At 72.1% G+C, this 12,635-nt stretch carries 15 protein-coding genes; all 15 read right to left on the bottom strand.

Annotated features, from left to right (window positions below):
* Positions 1-3 precede the first annotated feature (3 nt).
* The 15 genes from trpA to rpoZ all read right to left on the bottom strand — a co-directional run bounded on the left by trpA (position 4) and on the right by rpoZ (position 12,594).
* Positions 4-804 (bottom strand): tryptophan synthase subunit alpha, encoded by an 801-nt coding sequence (gene trpA / locus KZX17_RS12050; protein WP_248173839.1) that lies wholly within the window; start codon positions 802-804, stop codon positions 4-6.
* Positions 801-2,060: a tryptophan synthase subunit beta gene (gene trpB, locus KZX17_RS12055; RefSeq protein WP_248173842.1), complete on the bottom strand. Its 1,260-nt coding sequence runs from the start codon at positions 2,058-2,060 to the stop codon at positions 801-803. The genes trpA and trpB overlap by 4 nt, the downstream gene beginning before the upstream one ends.
* Complete coding sequence (gene trpC / locus KZX17_RS12060) at positions 2,057-2,833, bottom strand: indole-3-glycerol phosphate synthase TrpC (RefSeq protein ID WP_248173846.1); 777 nt, start codon at positions 2,831-2,833, stop codon at positions 2,057-2,059. The genes trpB and trpC overlap by 4 nt, the downstream gene beginning before the upstream one ends.
* A gap of 1 nt (position 2,834) precedes the next feature.
* Positions 2,835-3,062 (bottom strand): DUF6704 family protein, encoded by a 228-nt coding sequence (locus KZX17_RS12065; RefSeq protein ID WP_248173849.1) that lies wholly within the window; start codon positions 3,060-3,062, stop codon positions 2,835-2,837.
* A gap of 107 nt (positions 3,063-3,169) precedes the next feature.
* Entirely contained in the window at positions 3,170-3,751 is a 582-nt protein-coding gene (locus tag KZX17_RS12070; protein WP_248191834.1) for a Trp biosynthesis-associated membrane protein, read from the bottom strand.
* Complete coding sequence (gene hisI, locus KZX17_RS12075; protein WP_248173855.1) at positions 3,748-4,107, bottom strand: phosphoribosyl-AMP cyclohydrolase; 360 nt, start codon at positions 4,105-4,107, stop codon at positions 3,748-3,750. Before hisI ends, KZX17_RS12070 begins: the two co-directional genes overlap by 4 nt.
* Positions 4,104-4,868 carry an imidazole glycerol phosphate synthase subunit HisF gene (gene hisF, locus KZX17_RS12080; protein WP_248173858.1) on the bottom strand — a complete coding sequence of 255 codons (765 nt, stop codon included), beginning with the start codon at positions 4,866-4,868 and terminating at the stop codon, positions 4,104-4,106. Before hisF ends, hisI begins: the two co-directional genes overlap by 4 nt.
* A gap of 1 nt (position 4,869) precedes the next feature.
* Entirely contained in the window at positions 4,870-5,712 is an 843-nt protein-coding gene (gene hisG / locus KZX17_RS12085) for an ATP phosphoribosyltransferase (protein WP_248173861.1), read from the bottom strand.
* A 46-nt stretch (positions 5,713-5,758) separates the two neighbouring features.
* The gene (locus KZX17_RS12090) at positions 5,759-6,022 is read right to left on the bottom strand and encodes a phosphoribosyl-ATP diphosphatase (RefSeq protein WP_248173863.1); all 264 of its coding nucleotides are present in this window, start codon (positions 6,020-6,022) and stop codon (positions 5,759-5,761) included.
* Positions 6,023-6,074: 52 nt separating this feature from the next.
* Positions 6,075-6,758, bottom strand: a complete 684-nt coding sequence (gene rpe / locus KZX17_RS12095) for a ribulose-phosphate 3-epimerase (protein ID WP_248173866.1) — start codon at positions 6,756-6,758, stop codon at positions 6,075-6,077.
* A 27-nt stretch (positions 6,759-6,785) separates the two neighbouring features.
* Complete coding sequence (locus KZX17_RS12100) at positions 6,786-8,141, bottom strand: transcription antitermination factor NusB (RefSeq protein ID WP_248173869.1); 1,356 nt, start codon at positions 8,139-8,141, stop codon at positions 6,786-6,788.
* Positions 8,138-9,070, bottom strand: a complete 933-nt coding sequence (locus KZX17_RS12105; RefSeq protein ID WP_248173872.1) for a methionyl-tRNA formyltransferase — start codon at positions 9,068-9,070, stop codon at positions 8,138-8,140. Before KZX17_RS12105 ends, KZX17_RS12100 begins: the two co-directional genes overlap by 4 nt.
* An 8-nt stretch (positions 9,071-9,078) precedes the next feature.
* The gene (locus KZX17_RS12110) at positions 9,079-11,028 is read right to left on the bottom strand and encodes a primosomal protein N' (protein ID WP_248173888.1); all 1,950 of its coding nucleotides are present in this window, start codon (positions 11,026-11,028) and stop codon (positions 9,079-9,081) included.
* 6 nt (positions 11,029-11,034) lie between these two features.
* A complete protein-coding gene (gene metK / locus KZX17_RS12115) occupies positions 11,035-12,228 on the bottom strand; it encodes a methionine adenosyltransferase (protein ID WP_248173890.1) in 1,194 nt (397 codons plus the stop codon).
* A gap of 111 nt (positions 12,229-12,339) precedes the next feature.
* Positions 12,340-12,594: a DNA-directed RNA polymerase subunit omega gene (gene rpoZ / locus KZX17_RS12120; RefSeq protein ID WP_248173893.1), complete on the bottom strand. Its 255-nt coding sequence runs from the start codon at positions 12,592-12,594 to the stop codon at positions 12,340-12,342.
* Between the last annotated feature and the right edge of the window lie 41 nt (positions 12,595-12,635).

The raw sequence follows: 12,635 nt of genomic DNA on the forward strand, positions 1-12,635 counted from the left end.
CCGTCAGGCCGTGGCCCCTGCGGACCGGGTGCCCGCAGACAGCTCGCGGGTCTCCGCCGCCAAGCCCTCCAGTCCCCCGTCGCGCAGCGCCCGCACGAGCGCCGTGCCGACGATCGCGCCGTCTGCGTAATCGAGGACCCCGGTGACCTGGTCCGCGGTCGAGATGCCGATGCCGACGCAGGCGTTCTCGACGCCGTGCGCACGCAGCCGTGCGACGAGGCTGCGCGCCGCGGCATCCACTTCTGCGCGTTCGCCGGTGATGCCCATCGTCGAGACTGTGTAGACGAACCCGGTGGACTGCTCGGCGATCATCGCGAGGCGCTCATCGGTGGAAGTCGGCGCGGCGAGGAAGATCCGGTCGAGCCCGGTGCGCTCGGAGGCTGCAATCCATTCCGAAGCCGCATCGGGTGTGATGTCGGGCGTGATGAGTCCTGCACCGCCCGCTGCCGCCAGATCGTCCGCGAACCGGTCGACGCCGTACTGGAACACCGGGTTCCAGTAGGTCATCACGACGATCGGGACATCCACCCGCTCGGCGATCGCGGCGACCGCGGTGAACGTGTCGCGCAGGCGGAACCCGGCTGCGAGGGCTGCCTGCGTCGCCTCCTGGATGACGACGCCGTCCATGACGGGATCGGAGTAGGGCGGGCCGAGTTCGAGGATGTCCGCGCCGTTCTCGGCGAGGGCGACGGCCGCCTCGATGCTCGTCTGCAGGTCGGGGTAGCCGATCGGGAGGTAACCGACGAACGCGCCGCGCCCCTCCGCCTTGGCAGCGTTCATCGCTGCGGTGACACGGGAGCTCACAGCTCGACTCCTTCGCCGCTGCCGGGCTCGGGATCCTCCGGCGCGTTCACCGGCTCGGCGCCGGCGTCGTACAGGTCGAACCAGCGGGCCGCCGTGTCCATGTCCTTGTCGCCGCGCCCCGAGAGGTTGATCGCGAGGATCGCGTCGGGACCCAGCTCGCGACCGATGCGGAGTGCACCGGCCAGGGCGTGGGCGGATTCGATCGCGGGGATGATGCCCTCCGTGCGACTGAGCAGGCGCAGCGCCTCCATCGCCTCGGTGTCGGTCGCGGGGATGTACTGCGCGCGGCCGATGCTCGAGAGCCACGCGTGCTCGGGCCCGACGCCCGGATAGTCGAGGCCCGCCGAGATGGAGTGCGACTCGACGGTCTGCCCGTCCTCGTCCTGCAGGACGAAGGTCTTGGCGCCGTGGAGGATGCCGGGACGACCCCGCTCGATGGATGCCGCGTGCTTGGGCGTGTCGACGCCGTCACCTGCCGCTTCGACGCCGTAGAGAGCGACGCCCTCGTCGTCGAGGAACGCGTCGAACATGCCGATCGCGTTCGAGCCGCCGCCCACGCACGCGATGACGGCGTCGGGGAGGCGTCCGGTCTCGTCGAGGAGCTGCTGGCGCGCCTCCTCGCTGATGATCTTCTGGAAGTCGCGGACCATGGCGGGGAACGGGTGCGGACCCGCGGCCGTGCCGAAGATGTAGTTGGTCGTCTCGACGGAGGCGACCCAGTCGCGATACGCCTCGTTGATCGCATCCTTCAGCGTGCGGGACCCGGTCGTGACCGGCACGACCTCGGCGCCGAGCAGCCGCATCCGCGCAACGTTGAGGGCTTGCCGCTCGGTGTCGACCTCGCCCATGTAGATCGTGCACTCGAAGCCGAACAGGGCCGCTGCCGTCGCCGTCGCGACGCCGTGCTGACCGGCGCCCGTCTCGGCGATGACGCGGGTCTTGCCGAGGCGCTGCGTGAGCAGGGCCTGACCGAGCACGTTGTTGATCTTGTGCGAGCCGGTGTGGTTCAGATCCTCACGCTTGAGGAAGACGCGGGCGCCGCCGGCGTGCTCGGCGAAACGCGGCACCTCGGTGAGGGCGGAGGGACGCCCCGCGTACACGTTCAGCAGCCGGGAGAACTCGGCGGCGAAGGCGGGGTCGGCCTTCGAGGCCTCGTACACCTCGGTCAGCTCGTCAATCGCCGCGATGAGCGACTCGGGCATGTAGCGTCCACCGAATTCCCCGAAGAAGGGACCGGCGACCTCGCGAAGACTCATGAACCTGCCTCCAGGAATGCGGCGAGCGTGGCGACGGGGTCGTTCGTGACCAGCGCCTCGCCGATGAGGACGACGTCCGCGCCGGCGGCCCGGTAGTGCGCGACGTCGTCGGGTGAGAGCACCGCGGACTCGGCGATCTTCACGACGCCGTCCGGGAGATGCGGGGCGAGCCGGCCGAACAGGTCGCGGTCGAGCTCGAAGGTCGAGAGGTCGCGGGCGTTCACCCCGACCAGCCGTGCGCCGATGTCGTTCGCGCGCAGCACCTCGTCGTATGAGTGGGTCTCGACCAGCGGCGTCATGCCGAGCTCGATCACGAGCCGGTGCAGCTCCGCCAGCAGCGACTGCTCGAGCCCCGCGACGATGAGGAGCACGAGGTCCGCACCGGCGGCGCGGGCTTCGAGCACCTGATACGGCGTGGCGATGAAGTCCTTGCGCAGGACCGGCAGCGTGACGGCCGCCCGGACGGCCTCGAGGTCGGCGAGCGTGCCTTTGAACCGGCGACCCTCGGTCAGGACCGAGATCGCGGACGCGCCGCCCTCCTCGTACCGGCGGGCCTGCAGCGCGGGATCGGGGATCTCTGCGAGATGGCCCCGTGAGGGGCTCGCCCGCTTCACCTCGGCGATGATCTTGACGCGGTCGGCAGGTGCCAGCGCAGCGAGGGCGTCGATCGCCGGAGCCTGCGCGAGCGCGAGCTTCTCGACCACCTGCAGCGGGCGCGCGGTCTCGCGCTCCCGAGCATCCTCCACCGCGCCGGCCGTCAGGTCGGCGAGCACGTCAGTGCTGCTTCGTGACGGTCTTGGATCCTCCGACGCCGTACCCCGCCTTGGTCATGATGAAGCCCACGACGAGGCCGATGACCAGGAGGACGACGGAGAGCCAGACGAGCAGCGGCATCTCGAGGAAGAAGAACAGCGTGCCGAACGAGATCGCGACGAGCATGATCACGACAGTCGTCCAGGCCGCCGGGGAGTGTCCGTGGCCGGGGTCCTCGATGCCGCTCATAGTTCTCCTTCGGATGCGAAGCGCGGATGTGCGCGAAGCGCGGGTCTGGGGGCGACCGAAGCCGCACGCTCAAGTCTAGCGGGGCGAGCGCGCTCCCCCGCCCGGTGTCACGTCGTCGGGTCCTCACCCCGTGAGAGCTCGTCCCACGAGTCGACGGCATCGCGCGGGCCCGACGCCGCGGTGCGTTCGGTGCGGTACTTGCGCCCCGTCGCGCTCCATCGATGCGCGGTGAGCAGCGCCGTGAGGGATCCGACCAGGATGAGCACGCCGGCGGCGATCGTGACGGTGGGCCACGGCGTCGAGGTGATCTCCGACACGATGCGGGAGATCCCGTCGACCCCGCTGAGGCCCGTCGCATCGGTGACGGGCCCGGCGACGCTGTCGATCGGCTGCTCCAGCGCGATCCGCGCGGCCCCCCACGCGAGCCCGGCGCCGAGGGCGGCACCGACGGCGCCGAACACGTACCGCAGCACGCGTCCCACGATCGTCAGAGCGAGCCCGAGGGCGAGTGCGGCGAGGCTCAGCGGTGCGAGCACGGAGAGCGCGTCCGCGCCGGGCACGGCGACCGACTGCTGTGCGCCGTCACTGAGGGTCACGTCGAGCCAGGTCTGCGTCGAGCCGATGATCCCCACGATCCCGCCGAGCAGGATCGCCAGCACGGCGGCGAGCCGCATCCGTCTCGGTGTCACCGGAACTCGCCCACGACGGGATCGAGGTCGTCGGCGTCGAAGCAGGTGCGGTCGCCGGTGTGGCACGCCCCGCCGACCTGGTCGACGGTGACGAGGACGGTGTCGCCGTCGCAGTCCAGCCGCACGCCCTTCACGTACTGCGCGTGCCCGGACGTGTCGCCCTTTCGCCAGTACTCCTGCCGCGAACGCGACCAGAAGGTGACCCGCCCCTCGGTGAGCGTGCGACGAAGCGATTCGGCATCCATCCACGCCAGCATCAGCACTTCGCCGGTGTCGTGCTGCTGCACGATCGCCGGCACGAGGCCGTCGGCGTTGTAGACCACGCGGGCCAGGCGCTCCTCGATCGATCGGGTCATCGCCGCACCTCCACGCCATCCGCCACGAGGGCGTCCTTCACGTCGCCGACGGTCAGCTGTCCCGAGTGGAAGACGGATGCCGCGAGCACCGCGTCGGCACCGGCGGCGATCGCGGGGCCGAAGTGCGCGGCATCCCCCGCCCCGCCGGAGGCGATCACGGGAACCGATGCGACCTCGCGCATCGCCGAGACGAGCTCGAGGTCGAACCCGTCCTTCGTGCCGTCCGCGTCGATCGAGTTGACGAGGAGCTCGCCCGCGCCGCGCTCGACCGCCTCGCGCGCCCAGGCGAGGGCGTCGATGTCGGTGACGGTCCGGCCGCCGTGGGTGGTCACGGCGAAACCGGAGGGGGTGCCGGCGGCGCGCTTCACGTCGAGCGACAAGACGAGCACCTGGGCACCGAAACGGTCGGCGATCTCGCCGAGAAGCGCCGGTCGCGCGATGGCCGCCGAGTTGACGCCGACCTTGTCGGCACCGACGCCCAGCAGACGGGCGACGTCCTCGACGGAGCGGACGCCACCCCCCACCGTCAGCGGGATGAAGACCTGCTCCGCGGTGCGTTGCACGACGTCGTAGGTCGTGTCGCGGGCGTCGACGGTCGCGGTGACGTCGAGGAAGGTGATCTCGTCCGCGCCCTGCTCGTAGTACCGGCGCGCCAGCTCGACCGGGTCGCCCATCTCGCGGAGATTCTCGAAGTTGACCCCCTTGACGACCTTGCCGGCTGCGACGTCGAGGCACGGGATCACGCGGCAGACGAGCGACACGTCAGAGCCTCGCGTTGTGGATCGCGGTGACGAGGATCGCGCGGGCGCCCATCTCGTACAGCGCATCCATGACCTGGTTCGCGGTCTTCCGCGGGCTCATCACGCGCACCGCGACCCACTCCGGGTCGCGCAGCGGCGAGATCGTCGGCGACTCGATGCCGGGCGTCAGCGCGACCGCCTGGTCGACGAGGTGCGCCGGCAGGTCGTAGTCGATCAGGACGTACCGGCGGGCGACCATGACGCCGCGGAGGCGTCGGAGCAGGGTCTCGGTGCCGTCGGCCTCGGTCGGCGCGCCGATGAGGACCGCCTCGGACTCCAGCAGGACGGGCCCGAAGATCTCGAGCCCCGCCTGGCGCAGGGTGGTGCCCGTCGAGACGACGTCGGCGACGGCGTCCGCCACGCCGAGCTGCACCGCGGACTCGACGGCACCGTCCAGCGGCACCAGGTCGACGGCGACGCCGTGGTCGTCGAGGTAGGCGTCGACGAGCCCTGGATAGGCGGTCGCGACGCGCAGGCCGTCGAGGTCGGCGAGTTCGGTGAAGCGTCCCGGAGGGCCGGCGAAGCGGAACGTCGAGCCGCCGAAGCCGAGCTGCTCGATCTCGCGGGCACCCGGCATCCGGGCATCCAAGAGCAGGTCGCGGCCGGTGATGCCCACGTGGAGCGCACCGGATCCGACGTAGGTCGCGATGTCCTTCGGCCGGAGGTAGAAGAACTCGACGTCGTTGACCGGGTCGATGACGTGGAGGTCCTTGGGGTCGCGTCGGCCGGTGTACCCGGCTTCGGCGAGCATCCCCGCCGTGGTCTCGGCGAGCATGCCCTTGTTCGGGACGGCGATGCGCAGCATGGAGCGTCTTTCGGTGTGGAGGTGGCGGGACGGCGGGACGAACCGATCAGAGATGTCGGTACACGTCCTCGAGCGTCAGTCCCTTCGCGAGCATCAGCACCTGCAGGTGGTACAGCAGCTGCGAGATCTCCTCGGCGGTCTCCGCATCGGACTGGTACTCGGCGGCCATCCAGACCTCGGCGGCTTCTTCGACGATCTTCTTGCCGATGGCGTGCACGCCGCGGTCGAGCTGCGCGACGGTGCCGGATCCCTCGGGACGGGTGGACGCCGTCTCAGTCAGCTCGGAGAACAGTCCGTCGAAGGTCTTCACACCTTCCAGGGTACCGGGCCGCCGCGACGGGCCGGTGCTCGTGACGCCCGCGTCAGTGCCGGTGGGCGGATGCCGCGGCCGAACGGAGCGCGGTGATCGCCGCACCGGGGTCCTCGGCGCCGAAGACGGCCGACCCCGCCACGAACGTGTCGGCACCGGCATCCGCCGCCTGCGCGATCGTCGACTCGCCGATGCCGCCGTCGACCTGCAGCCACACCTGGGAGCCGCGCCGACGCGCCTCGTCGGCCAGGCGCCGCAGCTTGGGCATCTGATCGGCCATGAAGCTCTGCCCGCCGAACCCCGGCTCGACGGTCATCACGAGGATCTGGTCGAACTCGTCGAGGACGTCGAACAGCTGCTCGACGGGGGTCGCCGGCTTCACCGCGACGCCCGCTCGTGCGCCGATCTGCCGCAACCGGCGAGCGAGGGTCACGGGTTCCGCTGCGGCCTCGAGGTGGAAGGTGACGGATGCCGCGCCGAGCTCCGCATAGCCGGGCGCCCACCGATCGGCGTCGCTGATCATGAGGTGGACGTCGAGCGGCACGGGGCTCGTCGCCTGGATGCGCTCGACCATCTGCGTGCCGAAGGTGAGGTTCGGCACGAAGTGGTTGTCCATGACGTCGACGTGGACGAAGTCGGCCGTCGCGATGCGAGCGAGCTCGGCCTGCATGTTCACGAAGTCGGCGGCGAGGATGCTGGGGTTGATGCGCACGTCGGAGTCGGCCACGTCAGCCATTATCCCGGTGACGGGCAGGACGGCCGATCACACGCGGCGCAGCAGCGAGATGGACATCGCGTCGGTGCCGTGCCGGTGCGGCCAGAGCTGCGCACGGCCGGAGCCGTCCGCCTGCGGCGGGAGGTCGATCGGCGTCCGGCTGATGGACGCGACCACGGCTCGCGCATCGAGCTGCTCGATCCGTCCCTCGTGGCGACGCTCGATCTCTGCGACCACCCCCGCGGTCTCGGCCAGGTGGGGCGAGCAGGTCACGTAGGCGACGATGCCGCCCGGCGCGAGGGCGCCCACCGCCGCGTCGAGCAGCTCGGCCTGCAGGAGGCTCAGCTGGGGCACGTCGGCAGCGGTCTTCCGCCACCGCGCCTCCGGTCGACGCCGGAGCGCACCGAGCCCGGTGCACGGCGCGTCGACCAGGATCCGGTCGTAGCTCGAGCGGCCCGCCCGCGTGCGCCCATCCTCCTCGGACACGGGCACGTCGATCGGGACGGCCGCCACCGACCGGCGGACGAGCCGCGCACGCGCGGCGGAGATCTCGTTCGCCTCGACCGAGGCACCCGCCGTGGCGGCTTCGGCGGCGAGGACCGCGGTCTTGCCTCCCGGCGCGGCGCACAGGTCGAGCCAGCGCTCCCCCGCGCGCACGGGGACCGCCCTCGTCAAGGCGAGTGCGGCGAGCTGCGACCCCTCGTCCTGCACCCGCAGCGCTCCTCCCGACCCGCGGATGAGCGCCTCGGGGTCGCCGCCCGCGAGCCGGAAACCGATCGGCGACTGCGGCGTGCGGACCGCGTCCACGGGTGGTTCGCCGACGCCCGGAAGGGCCGCCATCGTCACGGTCGGCGCGGCGTTGTCCGCCGCGAGAAGGTCGAGCAGTTCGTCAGCGCGTCCCTCTGCGCCGAGTGCCCGGCGGAGCGCACGGATCACCCACACCGGGTGCGCGAACCGCACTGCGAGTCGTTCGTCGTCGGAGCGCGCCGCCGCCTCGATCGTCGACAGCCAGGCATCCTCGTCGCGCTCGGACACACGGCGCAGGACCGCGTTCGCGAACCCGGTGGCGCGTGCGCCGACCGCGCGTCGCACGAGATCGACGCTCTCGTGCACGGCGGCATGGGCGGGGACGCGGGTCGCGAGCAGCTGATGCGTGCCGAGTCGGAGGGCGTCGAGGACGGCGGGATCGATGCCGTCGACGTCGCGCGACGCCGCGACGGCGATGATCGCGTCGTACGTGCCGAGTCGGCGGAGCGTCCCGTAGGTGAGCTCGGTCGCGAGTGCCGCATCGGCTTGCCCGAGCCGGGTCCGCGCGAGTTCGCGGGGCAGCAGGAGGTTGGCGTAGGCGTCGTCCTCGTGCACGGCGCGGAGGACGGTGTAGGCGACCTCCCGGGACGTCGTCACGAGGATGCCTCGGGCAGGTCGACGCGCAGATCGTCGGCGCGCTGTCCGCGCCACCAGTCGGCCGCCGGCATCGCCCCGCGCCCGGCGGGCTGCACCGTCCGCAGCAGCACCGTCCCGTCAGCGGCTCCGAGGAGGACGTCCTTGCCGACGAGGGCGATCCGTCCGGGTTCGAGCGCCGCGTCGGGGCCACGGTGGGCGGCGAGCACCTTGAGCCGCTGGCCCTCGATGCTCACGTGCGCACCGGGCTCCGGCGTCGTCCCCCGGAACCGGTCGACGACGCGGTCGGCAGGCTGTGCGGCGTCGAGCGCCCCGTCGACGAGCGTGAGCTTGGGCGCGAGGGTCGCCTCACCGACCTGCGGCACCGCGCGCGCAGTGCCGTCGGCGATCCCGTCCACGACGCGGGTCAGCAGCTCCGCACCCGTCTCGGCGAGGTGGCCGAGGACGTCTCCGGCGGTCGCTCCGCGCGGGACGTCGTAGCGCGACTCCGCGAACACGTCGCCCGCGTCCAGCGCCGGGACGAGTCGGAAGACTGCGGCGCCCGTCGTCCGGTCGCCCGCGATGAGGGCGTGCTGCACCGGTGCGGCGCCACGCCAGCGCGGGAGCAGCGAGAAGTGCAGGTTGATCCAGCCGTGCGCGGGCATCGACAGCAGCGGCTCGCGCACGAGTCCGCCGTAGGCGACGATGACCCCCAGCTCGGCGTCCAGCGCGGCGATCGCAGCCGTCGCGTCGGCGTCCAGCCGGTCCGCCTTGATGGTCGGAACGCCGAGCTCGTCGGCGGCTGCGGCGACCGGTGACGGGGTGAGGACGCGCTTGCGTCCCAGGGGTGCGTCCCGCCGGGTGACGACGCCGACGAGCTCGTGGTGGGAGGCCGCGAGCGCGCGCAGCGAGGGGACGGCCGGTGCAGGGGTACCGGCGAAGACGACGCGCATGGACTTCCTCACAGATCGAGCTCGGGCACATCGAGCCGGACTCTGAGTGTAGTCCGGGGCCCTGGACCCCTCTTCCGGCCTCGTACCGCTTCGGCGACGACGGAGGCCCGCAGGTGCTCCGCGACGGCGCGTCCGTGTGCGTAGTCGATGCGCACGAGCGCGCGGACCCCGTCGTCGGTCGGGACCGGCCCGAGGATCGCGAGCGGGGAGAGCCCCGGCACATCGGCGCGCACGTCGGCGAGGGCCCGATCGACGGCCGTCGCGGTGCCCTCGACGGCGGCGACCCGCACGGTCGGCGGCATGAGCAGCGGCGCCCTGTCGGCCAGCTCGGCCCGGGCGTAGGCCGCCTGCGTCCACGTCGCGAGCGCCCGGGCCACGGGCCCTGCCACGCCCACCAGATGGACGGGCGCACCGGGCGCGGCGAGGGTCGCCGCATGCGACCACCAGCGGAGCGCGGACTCACCGATCCGCAGCTGCTCGGCCATCAGCATCCGATCGCCGTCGAGCAGGATCACGGCCTGATAACCGCCGACGGCGGGTGGCTCGGCACCCCGGGTGGCGACGACGAGTGCGGGACGCTCGTCGACCGCGGCGACCGGGTGCTCGCCGTCGGCGACGATGACCCGGATCCCGGCGAATGCGCGACCCAGCTCGTCGGCGGTACGTTCGCTGCCCGACGACGCCATCCGGAATCGCGTACCCGAGCACTTCGCGCACGACCAGTTCGGCGCGGAGCGGCCGCACCACCCGCAGTCCGGCGTCGCGCCCGGGCGGCGAGCCCGCAGCGGGCCGCTGCAGTGCCGGCACCGCGCCGGCGTCCGGCAGTCGGCGCAGACCAGCACGGGCGAGTATCCCGGTCGGGCGACCTGGACGAGGACGGGTCCGTGCTGCAGCCCGTCGCGGGCGGCGGCGAAGGCCGCCGACGGCACCCGGGCGCCGCGGTGCTCCGCCTCGTGGGTCGCCGACAGCACGACGCGCGGACTCTGCCGCCTGCTCGCGGGCACCTCCCGCACCCATCCGATCTGGACGAGGCGCTCGACGTCGGTCGTCCGGGTGTGCCCGGCGAACACGAGCGCCGAGTGCTCCAGCTCCTGGCGGACCAGCGCGGCGTCCCGCGCGTGGACACCGGGGCTGAGCGGCTCCGCAAGGAGCGGATCGCCGTCGTCCCAGACGATGACCAGGCCCGTCTCGTGCGCGGGCGCGTACACCGTCGAGCGGTTGCCGACGACGATGCACGGCACGGGCGTCAGCATCCTCAGGTACGTCGCGTACCGCTCGGGACCCGATCGGCGCGCATCGTCGCGCACGACGGCATCCGCCGGAGCGAGGGCGTCGAGGGCCTCGAGCACCTGCGTCTGATCCCGGTGATCGGGCACGACGACGAGCGCGCTCCGGCCCTGCGCGAGGGTCAGGGTCGCGAGCGCCGCGACGAGGTCCGCCCACGCCCCGCGGGTCGCGCCCGGCGACGGGTGGGGCGGGGCATCCACGACCAACCGCTCCCCGGCTCCCACGGCGTCGGCGAGCCCGGGAAAGGCGGACGCCACCTCGGCTGCGCGCGCCGCGGCATCCGGGGACACCACCGGGGTGGGCGGAGGTTCGGACGCCAGCCACGACTTCTCCGCGCGGACCATCCGCTTGGGCACGGCGAGACGCAGGACGTCGTTCGCCGACCCGGCTGCACGGTCGGCCACCCGGCGGGAGAGCTCGTAGAGGGATGCCGGCAGTGCCGCGACCGGCGAGACGACGGACGCGAGCTCCGACAGCGGGCGGCCGCCGGGCTCGGCCTCGCCGAGGGCGATGAGCCACCCCTCCACCATCCGCCCCGCGCTGCGCAGCGGCGCCTTCACGCGCACCCCGGGCTGCGCAGACTCGCGCATGGACTCGGGGATCGCGTAGTCGAACAGCCGGTCGAGCTGCGGCAGGGGCGAGTCGAGGAGGACGCGTGCGACGGACAGCACGGCGGGTCAGAGACCGGCGGCGGTCCGCAACGCGTCGACGCGGTCGGTGCGCTCCCACGTGAATTCGGAGAGCTCGCGACCGAAGTGCCCGTACGCCGCCGTCTGCGCGTAGATCGGCCGCAGCAGGTCGAGGTCGTCGATGATCGCCTGCGGCCGGAGGTCGAAGACGTCGCGGATGGCCGCGGTGATGACCTCATCTGACACGTGGCCGGTGCCGAACGTCTCGACGTACAGCCCGACCGGAGCGGCGCGACCGATGGCGTAGGCGACCTGCACCTCGAGCCGGTCGGCGAGCCCCGCTGCGACGGCGTTCTTCGCGACCCACCGCATCGCGTAGGCGGCGGAGCGATCGACCTTGGACGGGTCCTTGCCGCTGAAGGCGCCACCGCCGTGCCGGGCGGCGCCGCCGTACGTGTCGATGATGATCTTGCGGCCGGTGAGACCGGCGTCGCCCTTCGGGCCGCCGACGACGAAGGGCCCCGCGGGGTTGATGACGTAGCGGACGTCCGAGACGTCGAGGCCGGTCTGCGCGAGCACGGGGTCGATGACCTCGGCCTGCACTGCGGCGCGGAGCGCGGGCAGCGAGATGTCGGGGTTGTGCTGCGTCGACAAGACGACGGTGTCGACCGTCCGCGGCGTGCTGCCGTCGTAGCCGAGCGTGACCTGCGTCTTGCCGTCGGGACGCAGGAACGGCAGGGAGCCGCTGCGGCGGGCCTCGGTCAAGCGCTCGGCGAGCCGGTGCGCCGTCCAGATCGCCGTGGGCATGAGCTGCGGCGTCTCGTTGGTCGCGTAGCCGAACATGATCCCCTGGTCGCCGGCTCCCAGCGCGTCGAGCGCGTCGACCGACCCGCCCTCGCGGTGCTCGAGGGCGTTGTCGACACCGGCGGCGATGTCGCCGGACTGCTCGCCGATCGAGACGGTGACGCCGCACGAGTCGCCGTCGAAGCCGGTCTCGGATGAGGTGTAGCCGATGCGGTTCACGACGCGGCGGACGATCCCGGGGATGTCGACGTAGCCGTCGGTGCGCACCTCGCCGGCGACGTGGACGAGTCCGGTCGTCACGAGGGTCTCGACCGCGACGCGGCTCCCCCGGTCGACCGCCAGGAGGGCGTCGAGGATGCTGTCGGAGATCTGGTCGCAGATCTTGTCGGGGTGACCTTCGGTCACCGACTCCGATGTGAACAGGCGCAGCGAGGTCATCGGTCCTCCAGGACGGGGATCGGGGTGTGACACCATCATGCCCGCGGTCCCCGACATCGGGGACACACGGGCATGATGATGACGCCGGATGGCGTCAGGGTCGTGTCGAGATCACTCGGCGGCGCGAAGGCGCAGCTTGTCCTCGTGGATCTCGTGCAGCGCGATCGTGAGGGGCTTGTCCTCGACGTTCGAGTCGACGAGCGGGCCGACGTTGTCGAAGAGGTTGCCCTCGTGCAGATCGGAGTAGTAGTCGTTGATCTGACGCGCGCGCTTGGATGCGTAGATCACGAGCTGGTACTTCGAGTCGACCTTCTCGAGCAGCGCGTCGATGGGCGGGTCGATGATGCCCTGGTCACGATTGGCCATGGGGGTCCTCCTGGATCCATGAGGTGGGAAGTCTCGGCGCA

This window comes from Microbacterium sp. EYE_78, from assembly GCF_023149035.1.
Lineage (GTDB): Bacteria > Actinomycetota > Actinomycetes > Actinomycetales > Microbacteriaceae > Microbacterium.